This window comes from Paracidovorax anthurii, assembly GCF_003269065.1.
GTDB lineage: Bacteria > Pseudomonadota > Gammaproteobacteria > Burkholderiales > Burkholderiaceae_C > Paracidovorax > Paracidovorax anthurii.
On sequence record NZ_QLTA01000011.1, the window covers coordinates 1 to 17,787 of the forward strand.

Here is a 17,787-nt window from a genome sequence, read left to right on the forward strand (position 1 = left end):
AGGGGTACGCATCCTGATGTCAGGCCAAAAGCGAGGCATCACCCGAACGCTCAAGGCCATGATCCGCCGGCGCAGCGCCATCGAGCCGGCCATCGGGCACATGAAGATGGACGGGCGGCTGGGGCGCAACCCGCTCAAGGGGGCGCTGGGCGATGCGCTGCATGCGGTGATGTGCGGCGCTGGGCACAACCTGCGCATGATCCTGGCTGCGCTGCGGCTTCTATGCGCCCGACTCGGGCTGTCGATGCAGGCAGTCATCGCTGCATTGATCGCCCCTTCGCTCAACAACAGACCTGCCTGCGGCTGAAAACAGGATTGTTCAGGGCGGACTAGGTAGAGGGATTTCTCTACGGCAGCGGAGCGGGCTTCGTGCGGCTGGTGGACCGTGAAGGAAAGGTGCTGGGCGAATCCGAATTCTCGGAAAGCGCGATGGTGCGCCCTCACTGGTCGGACGATTGCCGCACTGTCAGCTTCGGCTCCGATGTCGATCCGGCTCCTTTGACCGTGCGGCCGTGACAGGCCAGCGCCGCCGCCGGAGCCCGCCCCGCCTCGGGCGCGCGGATGCGGGCCGGCGGTGCGGTTTGCTGCTTCAGCCCCGTGCCGCGTTCAGCGCATCGCGCGTGGCCTGGGCCGCGCGGCGTGCGGCGGCGGCGAAGTCGTCGCCCTCGCCCGCGTAGAGGATGGCGCGCGACGAATTGACCACGATGGGGCCGTTCGGCCGCAGCCCGGCGCGCACGGTGGCGGCCGCGTCGCCGCCCTGGGCGCCCACGCCGGGGATCAGCAGCGGCAGCGTGGGCGCGAGCGCGCGCACGCGCTCGATCTCGGCGGGGTAGGTGGCGCCCACCACCAGGCCGAGCTGGCCGTTGCGGTTCCAGGGGCCCTGGGCCTGCCGCGCGATGTGCTCGTAGAGCAGCGGCTGGCCGTCCACGCCCGCGAGGCGCTGGCTCTGCAGGTCGTCGCCGCCGGGGTTGGAGGTGCGGCACAGAAGGAACGCACCCTTGCCGTGGTAGGCCAGGTAGGGCTCGATGGAGTCGAAACCCATGAAGGGCGAGAGCGTCACCGCATCGGCGCCGTAGCGCTCGAAGGCCTCGATCGCGTACTGCTGGGCGGTGGAGCCGATGTCGCCGCGCTTGGCGTCGAGGATCACGGGCACGTGCGGCGCGGCGGCGCGCATGTGCCGCACGAGCCGTTCGAGCTGGTCCTCGGCGCGGTGCGCGGCGAAGTAGGCGATCTGCGGCTTGAACGCGCAGGCGAGGTCGGCCGTGGCATCGACGATCGCGGCGCAGAAGTCGTGGATCCGGCCGGCGTTGCCGCGCAGGGCGAGGGGGAAGCGCGAAGGCTCCGGGTCCAGGCCCACGCAGAGCAGGGAGTCGTTGCGCGCGGTCGCGTCCCGCAGTTGTTCGATGAAGGTCATGGCCGCCATTTCAGGGTCGAGCAGGCTGCATGTCGCCGTGTTTGCTAGGCATGCAGCTATGGTTTTTATAGTGCCTTGCGGGTCTCAGGCGGCGCGGGCGCGCTTTTGCAGGATCTCGAAGGCCGGCAGCTCCTTGCCCTCCAGCACCTCCAGGAAGGCGCCGCCGCCGGTGGAGATATAGCCCACCTGCTGCTCGATGCCGTACTTGGCGATGGCCGCGAGCGTGTCGCCGCCGCCCGCGATGCTGAACGCATCGCTCTCGGCGATGGCGCGCGCGATGGTCTCGGTGCCGTGCGAGAACGCGTCGAACTCGAACACGCCCACGGGGCCGTTCCAGACGATGGTGCCGGCCGACTGCAGCTGCGCGGCGAGCTTCTTCGCCGTCTCGGGGCCGATGTCCAGGATCAGGTCGTCCTCGGCCACGTCGGCGGCGGCCTTCACCGTGGCCGGCGCGTCGGCCGCGAAGGTCTTGGCCACCACCACGTCGGTGGGGATCGGCACCTCGGCGCCGCGGGCCTTCATGGCCTCGATCACGGCCTTCGCCTCGCCCACCAGGGCGGGCTCGGCCAGGCTCTTGCCGATCGGCAGGCCGGCGGCCAGCATGAAGGTGTTGGCGATGCCGCCGCCCACGATGAGCCGGTCCACGTTCTTCGCGAGGCTCTGCAGGATGGTGAGCTTGGTGGACACCTTGGAGCCCGCCACGATGGCCGCCAGGGGCCGGCGCGGGTTGGCCAGCGCCTTGGTGATGGCATCGATCTCGGCGGCCAGCAGCGGGCCGGCGCAGGCGGTCTTGGCGTATTCGGCGATGCCGTAGGTCGTGCCCTCGGCGCGGTGCGCGGTGCCGAAGGCGTCGTTCACGTAGATGTCGCAGAGCTTCGCCAGCTTCTGGGCCAGCTCGGGCTGGTTCTTCTTCTCGCCCACGTTCACGCGGCAGTTCTCCAGCAGCACGACCTGGCCGGGCTGCACGGTGACGCCGCCCACCCAGTCGGTGACCAGCGGCACCTCGCGGCCCAGCAGCTCGGACAGCCGCGCGGCCACGGGTGCGAGCGAATCGGCGGGCGTGAGCGTGCCTTCGGTGGGGCGGCCCAGGTGGCTCGTCACCATCACCGCCGCGCCGGCGTCCAGCGCCATGCGGATGCAGGGAACGGACGCGCGGATGCGCGTGTCCTCGGTGATGCGGCCGGCATCGTCCTGCGGCACGTTCAGGTCGGCGCGGATGAACACGCGCTGGCCACGGGCCTGGCCTTGGGCGCAGAGGTCGGAGAAGCGAAGGATGTGCATGGGGGGAGCGGTGTGGAAGGAGCCCGGCCCCGGCCGGAGAACGCGGCGGGTGCCCGGGCGGTGGCTGAAAAAACTGCGCAGGATTGTAGGCGGCGCCCCGCGCCCGGGGCCCTGGGGGCCGCAGGGCTACTACCTACCAGCCCAGCCCGATGTGCAGCGGCAGGTACACCGCCATGCCCACGCTGATCGTGCCCAGGATGCCGCGCCGCCAGAAGTAGTAGGCCACGGCCGGCAGGCGCGCGTCCCGCCAGGTTTCGATCAGCTCGCCGTGCGCCATGAACAGCTCGGGCGCGATCACGGCCGCCAGCGCCGCCAGCGGCGCGTACTTGAGGCCGCGCTTGAGCCAGTCGGGCATCGGCAGCTCGTTCTCGGGGATCATGAAGAACGCGCGGGTGACCAGCGTGATCACCGCCAGCCCGAGGATCGCGATCACGGTTTCGGTCACCGAGGCGTCCATGCCGCCTCCCGGTTCCATCGCGTGCGGGGCGGGGTCATGGATGCTCCTCCTCGCGCAGGGGCACCACGTCGCCGTCTTCCACGTGCTTCTTCTCGTCGGGCCGCAGCGTGCCGTGCGCGGGCACCAGCCGCACCTCGGGCTTGCGGCGCAGGTGGCGGTCCACCGCCTCGATCAGCAGCCCCGCGGCCACGGCGGCCGCGATCGCCACCAGGATGTTGAGCTTGAGCGGCAGCGAGAAAGCGGCGATCGCCGCCGTCATCGCCACGCCCGTGGCGAGCCACGTGGCGCGGTCGAACAGCATCGACAGCAGCACGCCCAGCAGCGCCAGCACGCCCGCGAAGCCCAGGCCCCAGGAGAGCGGCACCGCGTTCGCGAACAGGATGCCGGCGATCGAGGGCACCTGCCACGAGCACCAGTTGAGCGCCGCGGCGCCCCAGAAATACGGCACCTGCTCGGCCTGCGGCTCGGGCTTGGGAAAGCGCTTCATGAACGCGACGAAGATCACGTCGCCGCTGAAGTAGCCCAGCGCGAGCCGCTGGCGGCGCGGCAGCCACGCGAAATAGCTGCGCCACATGCTGCTGAAGATGACGAAGCGCAGGTTCACGCACGAGGCCGTGAGCCACACCACCCACAGCGGCGCGCCCACCGCGAGCAGCGGCAGCACCGCGAGCTGCGCGCTGCCGGCGTACACCGCCAGCGACATGGCGATGGCCAGGGGCGCCGACATGCCGCTCTTGACCATCGCCACCCCGGTCACCAGGCCCCAGGCCCCGATGCCCACGCTGGTGCCGATCATGTCGGTCATGCCCATGCGGAAATACGGGTGCCGGACCATGCCCCGCGCGGAGTCCGCCACGGGCTGGGGAGCGTCCCGCGTGGAAGTGCCGTCGTCCACGCTCATGCGGCCATCCCTTCGGGGCCGCCGAGCACCATGCCCGGCGCCAGCGGGCGGCCGCGCAGGAAGTCGCCCACCGGCAGGCGCTTGCCGCCCGCGCGCTGCAGCACCGTGAGCCGCAGCACGCCGCCTTGGCCGGGCGCGCCGCAGGCCACGGCCACGCCGGTGCTGTCCACGGCCAGGACCTGCCCGGGCCGCGCATCCGCCGGTGCCGGCGCGCCGCCGACCGCGCACCCCCAGACCTTGATGGTTTCCCCCTCGCACTGCGTGGAGGCGCCGGGGAACGGGTCGAAGGCGCGGATGCGCCGGTCGATGGCTTCGGCGGGCAGGGCCCAGTCGATGGCGCTCTCGGCCTTCTCGATCTTGTGCGCGTAGGTCACGCCCTCGGCGGGCTGGGGCGTGGCGTCGAGGCCGTCGCGGGCCGCCCATTCCAGCGTCTGCACGATCAGGCGCCCGCCCAGCTCGGCCAGCCGGTCGTGCAGCGTGGCGGTGGTGTCGTCCGGCGCGATGGCGGTTTTTTCGTGCAGCAGCATCGCGCCCGTATCGAGGCCCGCGTCCATCTGCATGATGGTCACGCCCGTCTCGGCGTCGCCCGCCTCGATGGCGCGGTGGATGGGCGCCGCGCCGCGCCAGCGCGGCAGCAGGCTCGCGTGGATGTTCAGGCAGCCCAGCCGGGGCAGGTCCAGCACCCACTGCGGCAGGATCAGCCCGTAGGCGGCCACCACCATCGCATCGGCCCCGGCGGCTTCGATCGCGGCGCGCGCGGCGGCGGCGTCTTCGGGGTACTTGCCGTCCAGCCGCAGGCCGCGCGGCTGCGCCACGGCGATGCCCCGGGCCAGGGCGCACTGCTTCACGGGCGAGGCCTGCAGCTTCATGCCGCGCCCGGCGGGCCGGTCGGGCTGGGAGAACACCAGGGGCACCTCGATGCCGGCGGCCAAAAGGCGCTCCAGGGCCACCCGCGCGAAATCGGGGGTGCCCGCAAAAATGATCTTCATGGACAACGGCAAGCGGGGGCGTCGGTGCGCCCGGTCAGAAAGGAGGCCAATCGCGCGGATCGGGCTCGTCGGTGAACATTACCTTCTGCACCACGCCGCGGCGGTCGATGTGCACGTGCGCGAAGCGGCGCGTTCTCAGGTCGTCGAGGAAACGGTAGGTCCAGATGTCGCCGTCGAAGCGCGCCACCTGCTCCACGCGCATCGGCGGGCCGAAGGTGCGGCGCACGTCCTCCACCGACCAGCCCGCCGGGATGCCCGCGAGGTTCTGGAAAGTGAGCACCTGGTCGCGGCGCACGAGGCGGCCCGTGGCATCGAAATCGAGGTGGTACACCTGCCGGCCCGCGGGCTGGGTGCTGTAGAGCAGGCGCTCGCCGCCGCCGGGCAGCGCCGTGGACGAATAGGGCGGGCCCAGTTCGCGCAGCACGTCGTCGCGGCGCGCGCCCGGCTGCAGGAAGTCGGGCGACGCGCAGGCGGCCAGCAGTGCCGCCAGCCCCGCCATGGCGGCCAGCCGGCCCACGGAGCGGGCGGCGAACCGCCATGCCGCCCCGAGCCGGCCCGTCATCGTCATGCCCGGGCTCCCCGCTGCTGCTTGACCATCTTGGTCTTGATGCGGTTGCGCTTGAGCGGCGAGAGATATTCCACGAACACCTTGCCCATCAGGTGATCCATCTCGTGCTGGATGCAGACCGCCAGCAGCCCCTCGGCCTCGATCACGCGCGACTGGCCTTGCGCGTCCAGGGCCTGCACGCGCACCGAGGTGGAGCGCTCCACCCCGTCGTAGATGCCGGGCACGGAGAGGCAACCCTCCTCGCCCATCTGCTTTTCCTCGCTGGCCCAGAGGATCTCCGGGTTGATGATCACCAGCGGCGTGTCGTGGTCCTCGGACACATCGATCGTGATGATGCGCTCGTGCACATCGACCTGCGTGGCGGCCAGGCCGATGCCATGGGCGTCATACATCGTCTCGAACATGTCGTCCAGCAGCGCGCGCACGCGGTCATCCACCGCCTGGACGGGCTGGGCCACCTTGTGCAGGCGCGGGTCGGGATAGCAGAGGATCGGAAGAAGGGCCATGGCGGGACGGGCAAAGATGTCGCTATTTTCGCCACTTTCACCGGGCATTGCCGCGGCGCGCCTCAATAATCGTTGCCCGATCCGGGGCTTGGGCCCAGAATCCGCGATGGTTTGTAACGTATCGGCCGGCGAGTTTTGTCACCAAGCAAGACGGCCCGCCGCCTGCGAGGGGCGTTTTGCAATGTGTGCTGACAAGAGGAACGGGATCGAGAACATGAACGCATCCATCCGCCCGCGGGCCCCGGTACTGGGCGCTCTGGCGCTGGCCGCCGCCGCGCTCGCGGCCCCCCTGGCCGGGCACGCGCAGAACTACCCCGTCACCGCCGACCAGCGCGCCACCGCCCAGCAGGTGGCCTCGCGCGGCGTGCCGCTCTCCGAACTCTCCCCCACCGCGCCCGACACCTACGTCGTCAAGCGCGGCGACACCCTCTGGGGCATCTCTGGCATCTACCTGCAGCGCCCCTGGCGCTGGCCCGAGCTCTGGGGCATGAACCTGCAGGCCATTCCCAATCCGCACCTCATCTTCCCGGGCCAGACCCTCTATCTCGAGAAGGTGGACGGCTATGCCCGCCTGCGGACCACGCCCGGCGACGGCGCAGTGGGCGATCCCGACACCGTGCGGGTTTCCCCGCGCACGCGCAGCGACAGCTTGGCCGGCACGGCGCTGCCCACGCTGCAGCCGCACCTGATCGAGCCGTTCCTCGTCGAGCCCCTCGTCGTGGACGAACTGGCCCTGTCGCAGGCGCCCCGCATCGTCGCCACCGTGGACGAGCGCGTACTGATGGCCACGGGTGACCGTGCCTACGTCCGCGGGCCGGCCGGCAATCCGCTGCGCCTCGGGCCGGGCGTGCCGCGCCAGTACCGGGTGTTCCGCAGCGCCATCCCCATGAAGGACCCCGAGACGGGTGAGATCCTGGGCTACGAAGCCCAGTACGTCGCCCGGGCGGAACTGGTGCGCAGCGAAACCACGGAAGAAACCCGCAACGCCAAGGGCGAGTCCAGCATCGACGTGGTTCCGGCCACCATCAACATCATGGGCACGAAGGAAGAAGTGCGCTTCGGCGACCGCCTGCTGCCCACGCCGGAGCGCGGCTACACGAGCTACACGCCCCGCGCTCCCCAATCCACCGTGGATGCGCGCGTCGTGTCCATCTACGGCAGTGCCGCCGTCGCCTACGCGGCGCAGAACCAGGTGGTCGCCATCAACCGCGGCACGCGCGACGGCATGGAGCCCGGGCTCGTGCTGACCGTGCTCACCAAGGGCGAGCGCATCGTGGACAAGACCGACGAAGACCGCGCCACCATCAAGCTGCCCAGCGAGGCCAACGGCACGGCCATGGTCTTCCGCACGTTCGACCGGGTGTCCTACGTGCTGCTGCTGCAGGTGCAGCAGGGCGTGCGCGTGGGCGATCGCCTCGTCAATCCGCAGTGATGCGGCGCTGAGCCGGCCCGGCGCGCCTCTGCGCGCGGGCCCGGCGCCCCGTCCCCGCATGCAACGCGACGAACTCACCGCATGGCTGCGGCTCACGCTCACCCCGGGCGTGGGCAACGGGACCGCGCGGCGACTGCTGGCGGCTTTCGGCCTGCCGCAGCAGATATTCATCCAGACCGAGAACGCCCTCCTGGCCTGCGCAACAGCCGCGCAAGCCCGGGCATTGCGCAAGGAGCCCCCGGGGCTCGCGGCCCTGGCGGATGCCACGTGGCGCTGGCTGCAGGAGCCGCCGCCCCCGGACGATGCCCACGCGCCGGTGCGCCGCATCGTGACCCTGGGCGACGCGGCGTATCCGCCGGCGCTGCTGGCCACCGAAGACCCGCCACTGTTGCTCTATCTGGCGGGCGCGCCACGCTGGCTGGACGGCAGCGGGCCGTCATCCTGGCCGGTCGAGCGCTGCGTGGCCATCGTCGGCAGCCGCAATCCCACGGCCCAGGGCGCGGAAAATGCCCGGCAGTTCGCGCGCGCCCTGCGCGGCGCGGGCCTGTGCATCGTGTCCGGGCTGGCCCTGGGGGTGGATGCCGCGGCCCATGAGGGGGCCCTGGACGCCGAGGGTTCAACCGTCCCGGAGGATGGGCCGGCGACCATCGCCGTCGTCGGCACGGGGCTCGACCGCGTGTATCCGGGCCGCAATCTGGCGCTGGCCCACCGCATCGCCCGGCACGGGGTGATCGTGAGCGAATATCCCCTGGGCACGCCGCCGCTGGCGGCCAACTTTCCCAAGCGCAACCGCCTCATCGCGGGCCTCTCGCAGGGCACGCTCGTGGTGGAGGCGGCGCTGGCGTCCGGATCGCTGGTGACCGCGCGCCTTGCGGCGGAGCAGGGCCGCGAGGTCTTCGCGATCCCCGGGTCCATCCATGCGCCCCAGTCGCGCGGCTGCCACGCGCTCATCCGACAGGGGGCGAAGCTCGTGGAATCCGCGCAGGACGTGCTGGAAGAACTGCGTTTGCCGGCCGCCGGGCGGAGTCCCTCGGTAACGGTCGGGGTCGCCACGCAGCCTGCCGATGCCGATGTGGGGGCACCGCCGCCCGGCATGGCTCCCGACGAAGGGCCGCATGCCGCGCTGCTGGAGGCGTTGGGGTTCGACCCGATGGGCCTGGATGCCCTGGTCGCCCGCACCGGCATGGATGCCGCCCGGCTGCAGGTGGCCTTGCTCGAACTGGAACTCGAAGGGCACGTGGCCCGCTTGCCGGGCGGCCGCTTTCAGCGCATGGCGCGGGGGTGAGCCCCGCGCGCAGGCCGGCTACAGGCCCAGCATCAGCTTCAGGTTCTGCACGGCCGCGCCGCTTGCGCCCTTGCCGAGGTTGTCCAGGCGGGCCACGAGCACCGCGTGGCGATGGGTTTCATTGGAGAAGACGCGGATCTCCAGCGCGTTCGTGCCGTTGAGCGCCAGCGCGTCGAGCTTGCCGTCGTCCGTCGGCGGGAGCACGCGCACCCACTGGTCGGGTGTGTTGCTGCGCGCGTAATGCGCGGCCAGCGCCTCATGCAGGTCGGCCCCCTTGGGCGTGCCGGGCAGCAGGTCCAGGTGCAGCGGCAACTGCACCAGCATGCCCTGCGCGAAGTTGCCCACGGACGGCACGAAGATCGGCCGGCGCGTGAGCCCGGTGTACTTCATGATCTCGGGCAGGTGCTTGTGCGACAGGCCCAGCGCATACAGCTCGAAGGGCGTGGCGTTGCCGCTCTCGTACGCCTCGATCATCGTGCGCCCGCCGCCGCTGTAGCCGCTCACCGAGGGCAGCGCCACGGGCAAGTCGGCGGGTACCCATCCTGCATCCACCAGCGGGCGCAGCAGCGCGATGGCGCCGGTGGCATAGCAGCCCGGGTTCGCCACGCGCGTGGCGCTCACCACCGCCTCCCGCTGGCCGGCCGCCAGTTCCGGAAAACCGAAGATCCAGCCCGGCGCCGTGCGGTGCGCCGTGCTGGCATCGATCACCTTGATCGTGCGTCCCGTGGATTGCTCGATGGATTCGACCAGGGCAACCGTCTCGCGCGCCGCGTCGTCGTGCAGGCAGAGCACCACCAGGTCCACGCCGGCGATGAGTTCGCGCTTGGCCGCCGGGTCCTTGCGCAACTCGGCAGCGATGCTGATCAGCTCCACCTGCGGCATGGCCTGGAGCCGCTCGCGGATCTGCAGACCCGTGGTGCCGGCTTCGCCGTCGATGAAGATCTTGGCCATGTGGGGGCTCCTGGAACGATGGGCGTGGCGCTGGGCGCAGCCATGGGGGGTAAACGGCATCCGCAAGGGATGGTGCATCGCAGCATGATACAGTCGCCGGTTGCCATGTCACCAGCCCGCGGCCTGACACCTGCTCATGGCAAACGGGTTACCACCACCTTCCCCTGAGAGAGAACTCATGAAGATTCACGAATACCAAGGCAAGGAAATCTTGCGCAGTTTTGGTGTGCCCGTTCCGCGCGGCATTCCTGCTTTCACGGTGCAGGAAGCCGTGGAAGCCGCCCAGAAGCTCGGCGGCCCCGTGTGGGTGGTCAAGGCCCAGATCCACGCCGGTGGCCGTGGCAAGGGTGGTGGCGTGAAGGTGGCCAAGACGATCGACGACGTGAAGAAGCTCGCCGGCGACATCCTGGGCATGCAGCTCAAGACGCACCAGACCGGCCCCGAAGGCCAGAAGGTCCGCCGCCTCTACATCGAAGACGGCGCCGACATCCAGAAGGAATACTACGTCTCCATCGTGACCGACCGCGCCACGCAGAAGCTGGCGTTCATCGCGTCCAGCGAAGGCGGCATGGACATCGAGGAAGTGGCCCATTCCACGCCCGAGAAGATCGTCACCGAATTCATCGACCCGCTGACGGGCCTCGGTGAAGAGCAGGCCAGGAAGATCGCCTCCGGCATCGGCTTGCCCGCCGAATCGCACGCCCAGGCCGTGGACATCTTCCAGAAGCTCTACAAGTGCTACATGGACACGGATGCGTCGCTGGTGGAAATCAACCCCCTGAACCGCGACAGCAAAAATAATCTGACCGCCCTGGACGCCAAGTTCAATTTCGACTCCAACGCCCTGTTCCGCCACCCCGAGATCGTGGCCCTGCGCGACCTGGATGAAGAAGATCCGGCCGAAGTCGAGGCTTCCAAGTTCGACCTGGCCTACATCAGCCTGGACGGCAACATCGGCTGCCTGGTGAACGGCGCCGGTCTGGCCATGGCCACGATGGACACCATCAAGCTGTTCGGTGGCGAGCCCGCCAACTTCCTGGACGTGGGCGGCGGCGCTACGGCCGAGAAGGTCACCGAAGCCTTCAAGATCATGCTCAAGAACCCCAAGGTCAAGGGCATCCTGGTCAACATCTTCGGCGGCATCATGAAGTGCGACACCATCGCCACCGGCGTGATCACCGCCTGCAAGGCCGTGAACCTCTCCGTGCCGCTGGTCGTGCGCATGAAGGGCACCAACGAAGAGCTGGGCAAGAAGCTGCTGGCCGAATCCAGCCTGCCCATCATCTCTGCCGACACCATGGCCGAGGCCGCCACCAAGATCGTGGCCGCCGTCAAGTAAGAAGCCCGGAGAACACACATGTCGATCTACATCAACAAAGATACCAAGGTCATCACCCAAGGCATCACGGGCAAGACCGGCCAGTTCCATACGGAAAAGTGCCAGGAATACGCGAACGGCAAGAACGCCTTCGTGGCCGGCGTGAACCCGAAGAAGGCCGGCGAGTCGATCTTCAACATCCCGATCTACGCCACGGTCAAGGAAGCTGCCCAGCAGACCGGCGCCACGGTGTCCGTGATCTACGTGCCCCCGGCGGGCGCGGCTGCCGCCATCTGGGAAGCCGTCGAGGCCGACCTCGACCTGGCGATCTGCATCACCGAAGGCATCCCGGTGCGCGACATGCTCGAAGTGCGCAACAAGATGAAGGCCAAGGAAGCCGCCGGCGGCAAGAAGACGCTGCTGCTCGGCCCCAACTGCCCCGGCCTGATCACGCCCGACGAGATCAAGATCGGCATCATGCCCGGCCACATCCACCGCAAGGGCCGCATCGGCGTGGTCTCGCGCTCCGGCACGCTGACCTATGAAGCCGTGGCCATGCTGACCGAAGTCGGCCTGGGCCAGTCCACGGCCGTGGGCATCGGCGGCGACCCGATCAACGGCCTCAAGCACATCGACGTGATGAAGGCCTTCAACGACGATCCGGACACCGACGCCGTGATCATGATCGGCGAGATCGGCGGCCCCGACGAGGCGGACGCCGCCCGCTGGTGCAAGGAACACATGAAGAAGCCCGTGGTGGGCTTCATCGCCGGCGTCACGGCGCCTCCCGGCAAGCGCATGGGCCATGCCGGCGCGCTGATCTCCGGCGGCGCCGACACGGCCGACGCCAAGCTCTCCATCATGGAAGAGTGCGGTTTCGTCGTGACGCGCAACCCGTCCGAACTGGGCAAGCTGCTCAAGGCGCAACTCAAGTAATCTGTAAGCAAAATTACGGACGAATGGGGGCGTGAGCCCCGCTAAACTGCGCTTTCATAAAAAGAGAGGCGCCCGAAACTCCAAGGTTTCGGGCGCCTCTTGCATTCATAACACGGAGATTGCGCATGGAATTCCTGTACACGACCGACTTCTGGATCGGCCTCGTCAAGATCGTCTGGATCAACATCATCCTCTCGGGCGATAACGCGGTGGTCATTGCGCTCGCTGCGCGCTCGCTGCCCCCCCACCAGCAAAAGCAGGCCATCTTCTGGGGATCCGGCGCGGCGGTCGTGCTGCGGATCCTGTTGACCGTGGTGGCTGCGAAGCTGCTGGAACTCTCGTTTCTCCAGATCATTGGCGGGTGCCTGCTTCTCTGGATCGGTCTGCAACTCATGACGGATGGCGAGGACGATGCAGAAGGCAGCAAAACCCAGGCAGGCCTCATGGCCGCGGTCCGGACCATCCTCATCGCCGACCTGGTGATGAGCCTGGACAACGTCATCGCCGTGGCTGCGGCGGCCCATGGCAACATGGTGCTGCTCATCCTCGGGCTGGCCATCAGCATTCCTCTCGTGATCTTCGGCAGCACGCTCATGATCAAGCTCATGGAGCGTTTTCCCATCATCGTCCTGCTGGGGGCCGGCCTGATTGGCTGGGTGGGGGGCGAAACCATCGCGAGCGATGCCTCGCTGCACGACTTCGCGCAGGCCCATCCATCGCTGCATTACGTTGCCGCGGCATTGGGGGCGGCTTTTGTCGTCGGCATCGGCAAATTCATGCAGATCCGCGCCCAGCGGCAGGTCACCGCTTAGGGCCTTCGGGCTCCCTCAAGCCAAAAGACTCTCTTTTCCTTCACCATTCTTCCGTCGCACGGGGCTCGCCTGGCGGGCTGGGCGGGCGCTGGAGAGAGGTGCTGCGGCCAGCGCTCCTCAATTGCAGATGTCTCGTCTATGATGCGGCACGCAATGCATAGGGAAAAGGTATGGGGGAACTTTCACACACGGTAGCCGAAGGGATGGCGTCCATGAATGGCGCCATTGCTTCGCAGAGGGTTCTCCTGCTTCCTCCGGGGGCTGGTGCCGCATGAGCGTTCCCGCTGCTCTTTTGTACGAATTCTGCGCCTTGACCGACCAGGGCCGGGTGCGTTCCAACAACGAAGATGCGGTCGCGGTCGATGTCCGCGGCCAGGTGGCCGTTCTGGCGGACGGGATGGGCGGCTACAACGCTGGCGAGGTTGCCAGCACCATGGCCACCGATCTGATCCGGCAAGGCCTTGTCCAGTGGCTGGACGAGGATGGGCGCAGTGCGCCTCCCAGCGATCTGCGCGTGGCAATGGAAGCCTGCGTGGAATCGGCCAATCGTGCCATTTACCAAGCCTCGCAGTCCAACCCGCAGTATGCCGGCATGGGTACCACTGTGGTCGTGGCGGTATTCAAGGATGATCGCCTGGTGCTGGGGCATATTGGCGATTCGCGCTGCTATCGCTTGCGCAATCGCACGTTGTACCAGATCACGCGGGACCATTCCTGGCTGCAGGAGCAGGTGGACGCCGGCATTCTCACACCCCAGGAAGCCGCTCTCTCGGGCTTCCGCAATCTGGTCACCCGCGCGCTCGGAGTGGAAGAAACCACACTCCTGGAGGTCAATGAATTCCAGGTGGAACCCAATGACCTGTTCATTTTGTGCTCTGATGGATTGACGGATATGGTGGGCGACGATGAGCTGCAGGTACTGGTGAACGGCCCGGAGCCGCTTGCCGAGAGAGCGGCCCGCCTGATCGAAGCTGCCAATGTCCGAGGCGGGCGTGACAACATCAGTGTGTTGCTCGCCCAGGCGTGTGCAGCCGAGAAAAAGCGCGGATTGGTGTCACGATTGTTGCTTCGCACGGATTGAGGGCTGATCATGGCCCTTTTGGTCATTTTCGTGCCGCCTGTGCCCCGGGCTCCATCACGGCGCGAAGGTTGCTACACCCAGTCATCCCAAATTAGCTAGTAGACAGACGAGGAATGGTTCATGCCCAAAATGATCGTGTCGATCGACGGAGTGGTCATCAAGGAAGTGGCGCTGACCAAGGAGCGCACGACGCTGGGACGCCGTCCCTACAACGACATCGTCATCGACAACCTGGCCGTGAGTGGTGAGCATGCAGTGCTCCACATGGCCGGTGAGAACGTCGAAGTCGAAGACATCGGCAGCACCAATGGCACCTATGTCAATGGCCAGGCGGTCAAGCGGCAGGCGCTGCGCAACGGGGACCTGGTGGAAGTGGGCAAGTACAAGATCCGCTTTATGCACGATGGTGCTGGCGAGAACTACGAAAAAACGATGGTGTTCACCCCTGGGATGCTGCCTCCACGGACCCTGACATCCCGCCCGGCGCCCCTGTCTGCCGGCGCGGCACCCGCCGTGCCTTTGAGTGCGGCCATCCGGGTGGTCTCCGGAGCGGCGGCGGGCCGGGAGGTGGCATTGCTCAAGGTCGTCACCACGATCGGGAAGCCGGGGGTCGCGGTGGCATCGATCACCAAGCGGCACCACGGGTTCGTCCTGTCGCACGTCGAAGGCATTGAGTATCCCCGGCTCAATGGAAAGGCGACGGGTGCCGAACCCGTTCTGCTCAAGGACGGAGATCGGTTGGAGTTGGCAGGGACTGAGATGGAGTTCAAGCAGCAGTGAGGTGAAGCGGCCGCTCTGCTGCCTTTGGTTGTGTGTGCAACCTTTGATGACAGTGGTGGATGACAAGATTGTCAATCCAGCCCGCTTCCGAAGCAAAGACGCAGTGGCCGAAGGTAAATAGAAGCTGGCACGCAATCTGCTGATGCAATGTAGCCTGCGAGATCCTTTTGCAGGTTGACATTGCAACTGTTCCTCCAGGAGAGATTTATGAAGCGTACCGTTCAACAAGGTTTCACCTTGATCGAACTGATGATCGTGGTGGCGATCATCGGTATTTTGGCTGCCGTGGCATTGCCGGCGTACAAGGACTACACCATCAAGGCTCGGATGTCCGAAGTGGTTCTGGCCGCTTCCCAGTGCCGTACCACCATCAGCGAAACGATTCAGAGCATGCGCCTGGATGCCACTCTTTCGGGTACGAATGCTTTCGGGTGTGATGCCGCCAATCCCACGAAAATGGTGGCTTCTATCGTGACCGATTCGAACACGGGCGTGATTACCGTTACGCCGCATGCAACCAATCTGGGTGTGAGTATGGGCGCTTCTGACACAATTACGTTGACGCCGAAGAAGGATAGCAACAACGGTAACTTTGCTCTCGGTACGGCGAGCACGGCGAGCACGTCGAATGGACAGGGGCTTCAGGTTTATGAATGGATTTGCAAGAGTACGAATGTGGCTCTGAGGTACGCACCTGGTTCTTGCAAGTAAATTACTGAACGCTTAGCGTTTATTCAAGAAGGGGGCGTATGCCCCCTTTTTTCTTGGCCCTGGAAATGATGGTTTCAGTCTCCCCTGCCCCCTCACGCTCGATATCCGCAGTCGCGTTGGCTGCGTGGGTCTATGCCCTGTGTTGGTTACTGCCCAATCACCACGAGCCATGGATGGACTTCTATTCCGACGCCTGGGCAGCCTGTGTGCTATGGGGATTTGGCGTCGTGGTGTTGTGGCGGATCAGCAAATCGCAACGGCTGGCATGGCATGTTCTCCCCTTGCTGGTCCTGGCATGCTGTGCGATCGTGTGGGTGCAATACGCCATTGGCTTGGTGGAAGCGCGGGGCGTGGCATGGACCAGTTCCCTGTATCTGATGGGACTGGCATTGACCATGTTGGTTGGCGCAGCGCTTGAACGTTGGCGGCCCGGGCAATGCGCCGACTTTCTGTTCATGGCGGCGTTGGTGGGGGCATTGGGATCGCTGCTGATTCAGTTTCAGCAATGGTTGCGCATCGACCCCGGCTCCGCGTTTTGGCTTTTTGTTCCAGCACCACCTGACCGCTTTTTTGCGAATCTGGGGCAGCCGAATCAGTTGGCCAGCCTGCTCTGCTTGGGCGTGCTGGCTTGCGCGTGGTTCCATCAACGAGAGCGGCTGGCTGGCAGCGTGGCCTGGATGCTCGCTGTGTTGCTGGCTGTCGGGCTGGCACTCGCTGAGTCTCGCACGACCTGGCTTGTCGTGCTTTTGTCCTTGGCGATGCTGGTCTTGTTCCGCAAGCGCTTGGCCATCACGCGGGGCGTCATGTTCGGCGCCTTCACTTGGGCAGGAGTGCTCACAACCTTTGTAGTCGCTTTGCCGCACGCCAATATATGGCTGGGATTGGAAACCCAACTGCGACCCGTGCGAAGTATCTCGAACCTGGAACTGCGTCTGGACGTTTGGGCGCACCTCTGGGAAGCGGTATGGAGCCGCCCTTGGTTGGGTTTTGGCTGGATGCAAACCAGCTTCGCGCAGTTCACTCCAAACCCTTATGACATGGTGACGGCTGGAACGCACCGCCATGCCCACAATCTGCTGATGGATCTGCTGGTTTTCGTGGGGATTCCACTGGGTCTGGTTTTATGTGCCGCATTGGTCATGTGGGCCATTCGGGCGATCCGTCACATGACACAGCCCGGGCATTTATGGATGCTGCTGTTCGTGGCGGCGCTGGGTGTGCACGCCATGCTGGAATATCCCCTCTACTACGCCTATTTTCTGCTGCCGTGCGGGCTCATGGTGGGCGCACTGAACGAGGTGTTGCGGTTCAGGCCCGTCGGGCGGACGGGGCGTTTACCGGTCGCTGGTCTGATGGGATTGGCAGGTGTGGTTTTGGTCATCGTGATCCATGATTACGTGCGGATCGAAGAGGACTTTTTCTCGCTACGCTTTGAGCGCCAGCAATTGGCTGCGCCCTCCGAGCGTCTGGCCCCTGAAGTGGTAGCCCTGACCCAATTGCAGGATCAGATGTGGCTCATTCGGGTCGATCCCGGCAAGGCGCACACCGAGCAGGACCTGGAGCGCGCCTTGCGGACCGCGAAACTCCTGCCCAGCACCGTGACCCTCTACAAGCTCGCCACCATGTATGCCATGGCGGGGATGCAGAAGCAGGCGGAGTATTGGGTCGTCGTGCTGACACGCCTGAATGAGCCCAGTCAAAAACTGGTCAATGAACTGCACCGCCAGTGGAATGAGCAGGCAGAGGTTTATCCGGAAATGGCTAAGGTAGCGTGGCCGAAGTAGGTGGTATTCGCAGGTCCGATTTACCACCGATTTTCGTCAACACCCTCACGCGGCCGATCACCATGTGCTTGTCCACCGCCTTGCACATGTCGTACACCGTGAGCAGGGCGACCTGCGTGGCCATCAACGCCTCCATCTCCACACCCGTTGGCCCGACGGTTTCCACGGTGGCAGTGCATTCGATGCCCACGGTTTCCGACGCTGTCGCGAATTCCACGGCCACCCGCGTCAAGGCCAAGGGGTGGCAGAGCGGAATCAGATCGCTGGTCCTTTTCGCGGCCTGAATGCCCGCGATGCGTGCGATGCCCAGCACATCGCCCTTCCTGGCGGTGCCGGACTGGATGATGGCCAGGGTTTCCGGCTGCATCTCGATATGGCCGGTGGCGACGGCAACGCGGTGCGTGGCGGGCTTGGCGCCCACGTCGACCATATGGGCTTGGCCTTGGGCGTCGAAGTGGGTCAGGGGGGAGGTGGGGGTGTCGCTCATGCGGTAGGGCCGGCACGCGGGTGATCCGCGTGCGCGAAACATTCCAGGGGTCAGGGCATCATACGGGCCTGTGTGGCGGTCTAGGCTGCCCGGA

The 17,787-nt window shown here is 66.6% G+C and carries 19 protein-coding genes and 1 pseudogene; 11 read left to right on the plus strand and 9 right to left on the minus strand.

The window, feature by feature from the left end; all coding sequences use genetic code 11:
* Together AX018_RS07500 and AX018_RS25190 are read left to right on the plus strand one after the other, a co-directional pair.
* Window positions 1-307, plus strand: a pseudogene (locus tag AX018_RS07500) (IS5/IS1182 family transposase); the annotation flags it as partial.
* Window positions 308-369: 62 nt separating this feature from the next.
* Complete coding sequence (locus tag AX018_RS25190) at window positions 370-516, plus strand: hypothetical protein (protein WP_170146204.1); 147 nt, start codon at window positions 370-372, stop codon at window positions 514-516.
* Window positions 517-589: 73 nt separating this feature from the next.
* On the opposite strand, the gene pyrF is transcribed toward AX018_RS25190, so the two are convergent.
* The 7 genes from pyrF to def form a co-directional block, all read right to left on the minus strand.
* Window positions 590-1,414 carry an orotidine-5'-phosphate decarboxylase gene (gene pyrF, locus AX018_RS07505; protein ID WP_111876754.1) on the minus strand — a complete coding sequence of 275 codons (825 nt, stop codon included), beginning with the start codon at window positions 1,412-1,414 and terminating at the stop codon, window positions 590-592.
* 84 nt (window positions 1,415-1,498) lie between these two features.
* Window positions 1,499-2,695 (minus strand): phosphoglycerate kinase, encoded by a 1,197-nt coding sequence (locus AX018_RS07510; protein ID WP_111876684.1) that lies wholly within the window; start codon window positions 2,693-2,695, stop codon window positions 1,499-1,501.
* Between the two features lie 133 nt (window positions 2,696-2,828).
* Window positions 2,829-3,152, minus strand: a complete 324-nt coding sequence (locus AX018_RS07515; protein WP_111876755.1) for an AzlD domain-containing protein — start codon at window positions 3,150-3,152, stop codon at window positions 2,829-2,831.
* 34 nt (window positions 3,153-3,186) lie between these two features.
* The gene (locus AX018_RS07520; protein WP_111876756.1) at window positions 3,187-3,987 is read right to left on the minus strand and encodes an AzlC family ABC transporter permease; all 801 of its coding nucleotides are present in this window, start codon (window positions 3,985-3,987) and stop codon (window positions 3,187-3,189) included.
* 62 nt (window positions 3,988-4,049) lie between these two features.
* Window positions 4,050-5,042 (minus strand): methionyl-tRNA formyltransferase, encoded by a 993-nt coding sequence (fmt, locus tag AX018_RS07525; RefSeq protein WP_111876757.1) that lies wholly within the window; start codon window positions 5,040-5,042, stop codon window positions 4,050-4,052.
* Between the two features lie 34 nt (window positions 5,043-5,076).
* Complete coding sequence (locus tag AX018_RS07530; protein ID WP_111876685.1) at window positions 5,077-5,604, minus strand: hypothetical protein; 528 nt, start codon at window positions 5,602-5,604, stop codon at window positions 5,077-5,079.
* Window positions 5,605-5,606: 2 nt separating this feature from the next.
* A complete protein-coding gene (gene def, locus AX018_RS07535) occupies window positions 5,607-6,116 on the minus strand; it encodes a peptide deformylase (protein ID WP_111876686.1) in 510 nt (169 codons plus the stop codon).
* Window positions 6,117-6,330: 214 nt separating this feature from the next.
* Here def and AX018_RS07540 point away from each other — a divergent pair, with 214 nt between their 5' ends.
* Together AX018_RS07540 and dprA are read left to right on the plus strand one after the other, a co-directional pair.
* Entirely contained in the window at window positions 6,331-7,548 is a 1,218-nt protein-coding gene (locus AX018_RS07540) for a LysM peptidoglycan-binding domain-containing protein (protein WP_245951472.1), read from the plus strand.
* A gap of 58 nt (window positions 7,549-7,606) precedes the next feature.
* Window positions 7,607-8,833: a DNA-processing protein DprA gene (dprA, locus tag AX018_RS07545; RefSeq protein ID WP_111876688.1), complete on the plus strand. Its 1,227-nt coding sequence runs from the start codon at window positions 7,607-7,609 to the stop codon at window positions 8,831-8,833.
* Between the two features lie 18 nt (window positions 8,834-8,851).
* Here dprA and argC read toward each other — a convergent pair whose 3' ends face one another.
* On the minus strand, window positions 8,852-9,784 hold the full coding sequence (gene argC, locus AX018_RS07550) for an N-acetyl-gamma-glutamyl-phosphate reductase (protein WP_111876689.1): 933 nt from the start codon (window positions 9,782-9,784) through the stop codon (window positions 8,852-8,854).
* A gap of 178 nt (window positions 9,785-9,962) precedes the next feature.
* Here argC and sucC point away from each other — a divergent pair, with 178 nt between their 5' ends.
* The 7 genes from sucC (at window position 9,963) to AX018_RS07585 (ending at window position 17,206) form a co-directional block, all read left to right on the plus strand.
* The gene (sucC, locus tag AX018_RS07555; RefSeq protein WP_111876690.1) at window positions 9,963-11,123 is read left to right on the plus strand and encodes an ADP-forming succinate--CoA ligase subunit beta; all 1,161 of its coding nucleotides are present in this window, start codon (window positions 9,963-9,965) and stop codon (window positions 11,121-11,123) included.
* Between the two features lie 18 nt (window positions 11,124-11,141).
* Window positions 11,142-12,038: a succinate--CoA ligase subunit alpha gene (gene sucD / locus AX018_RS07560; RefSeq protein ID WP_111876691.1), complete on the plus strand. Its 897-nt coding sequence runs from the start codon at window positions 11,142-11,144 to the stop codon at window positions 12,036-12,038.
* Window positions 12,039-12,163: 125 nt separating this feature from the next.
* Window positions 12,164-12,850, plus strand: a complete 687-nt coding sequence (locus tag AX018_RS07565; RefSeq protein WP_111876692.1) for a TerC family protein — start codon at window positions 12,164-12,166, stop codon at window positions 12,848-12,850.
* 271 nt (window positions 12,851-13,121) lie between these two features.
* A complete protein-coding gene (locus AX018_RS07570) occupies window positions 13,122-13,931 on the plus strand; it encodes a Stp1/IreP family PP2C-type Ser/Thr phosphatase (RefSeq protein ID WP_111876693.1) in 810 nt (269 codons plus the stop codon).
* Window positions 13,932-14,051: 120 nt separating this feature from the next.
* Window positions 14,052-14,711, plus strand: coding sequence for an FHA domain-containing protein (locus AX018_RS07575; RefSeq protein WP_111876694.1), 660 nt, complete (start codon window positions 14,052-14,054; stop codon window positions 14,709-14,711).
* Window positions 14,712-14,918: 207 nt separating this feature from the next.
* Window positions 14,919-15,422 carry a pilin gene (locus tag AX018_RS07580; protein WP_111876758.1) on the plus strand — a complete coding sequence of 168 codons (504 nt, stop codon included), beginning with the start codon at window positions 14,919-14,921 and terminating at the stop codon, window positions 15,420-15,422.
* A 173-nt stretch (window positions 15,423-15,595) separates the two neighbouring features.
* Window positions 15,596-17,206 (plus strand): PglL family O-oligosaccharyltransferase, encoded by a 1,611-nt coding sequence (locus tag AX018_RS07585; RefSeq protein ID WP_170146205.1) that lies wholly within the window; start codon window positions 15,596-15,598, stop codon window positions 17,204-17,206.
* Here the strand turns inward: AX018_RS07585 and moaC are convergent.
* Window positions 17,184-17,693, minus strand: a complete 510-nt coding sequence (moaC, locus tag AX018_RS07590; protein WP_111876696.1) for a cyclic pyranopterin monophosphate synthase MoaC — start codon at window positions 17,691-17,693, stop codon at window positions 17,184-17,186. The two genes, AX018_RS07585 and moaC, sit on opposite strands and share 23 nt — an antisense overlap.
* Window positions 17,694-17,787: the final 94 nt, after the last annotated feature.

Bases quoted from the DNA above. Each gene is read 5' to 3' on its own strand.
- pyrF (WP_111876754.1), bottom strand. From the start codon at position 1,414: ATGACCTTCATCGAACAACTGCGGGACGCGACCGCGCGCAACGACTCC.
- AX018_RS07510 (WP_111876684.1), bottom strand. From the start codon at position 2,695: ATGCACATCCTTCGCTTCTCCGACCTCTGCGCCCAAGGCCAGGCCCGT.
- AX018_RS07515 (WP_111876755.1), bottom strand. From the start codon at position 3,152: ATGGACGCCTCGGTGACCGAAACCGTGATCGCGATCCTCGGGCTGGCG.
- AX018_RS07520 (WP_111876756.1), bottom strand. From the start codon at position 3,987: ATGGTCCGGCACCCGTATTTCCGCATGGGCATGACCGACATGATCGGC.
- fmt (WP_111876757.1), bottom strand. From the start codon at position 5,042: ATGAAGATCATTTTTGCGGGCACCCCCGATTTCGCGCGGGTGGCCCTG.
- AX018_RS07530 (WP_111876685.1), bottom strand. From the start codon at position 5,604: ATGACGGGCCGGCTCGGGGCGGCATGGCGGTTCGCCGCCCGCTCCGTG.
- def (WP_111876686.1), bottom strand. From the start codon at position 6,116: ATGGCCCTTCTTCCGATCCTCTGCTATCCCGACCCGCGCCTGCACAAG.
- AX018_RS07540 (WP_245951472.1), top strand. From the start codon at position 6,331: ATGAACGCATCCATCCGCCCGCGGGCCCCGGTACTGGGCGCTCTGGCG.
- dprA (WP_111876688.1), top strand. From the start codon at position 7,607: ATGCAACGCGACGAACTCACCGCATGGCTGCGGCTCACGCTCACCCCG.
- argC (WP_111876689.1), bottom strand. From the start codon at position 9,784: ATGGCCAAGATCTTCATCGACGGCGAAGCCGGCACCACGGGTCTGCAG.
- sucC (WP_111876690.1), top strand. From the start codon at position 9,963: ATGAAGATTCACGAATACCAAGGCAAGGAAATCTTGCGCAGTTTTGGT.
- sucD (WP_111876691.1), top strand. From the start codon at position 11,142: ATGTCGATCTACATCAACAAAGATACCAAGGTCATCACCCAAGGCATC.
- AX018_RS07565 (WP_111876692.1), top strand. From the start codon at position 12,164: ATGGAATTCCTGTACACGACCGACTTCTGGATCGGCCTCGTCAAGATC.
- AX018_RS07570 (WP_111876693.1), top strand. From the start codon at position 13,122: ATGAGCGTTCCCGCTGCTCTTTTGTACGAATTCTGCGCCTTGACCGAC.
- AX018_RS07575 (WP_111876694.1), top strand. From the start codon at position 14,052: ATGCCCAAAATGATCGTGTCGATCGACGGAGTGGTCATCAAGGAAGTG.
- AX018_RS07580 (WP_111876758.1), top strand. From the start codon at position 14,919: ATGAAGCGTACCGTTCAACAAGGTTTCACCTTGATCGAACTGATGATC.
- AX018_RS07585 (WP_170146205.1), top strand. From the start codon at position 15,596: ATGGACTTCTATTCCGACGCCTGGGCAGCCTGTGTGCTATGGGGATTT.
- moaC (WP_111876696.1), bottom strand. From the start codon at position 17,693: ATGAGCGACACCCCCACCTCCCCCCTGACCCACTTCGACGCCCAAGGC.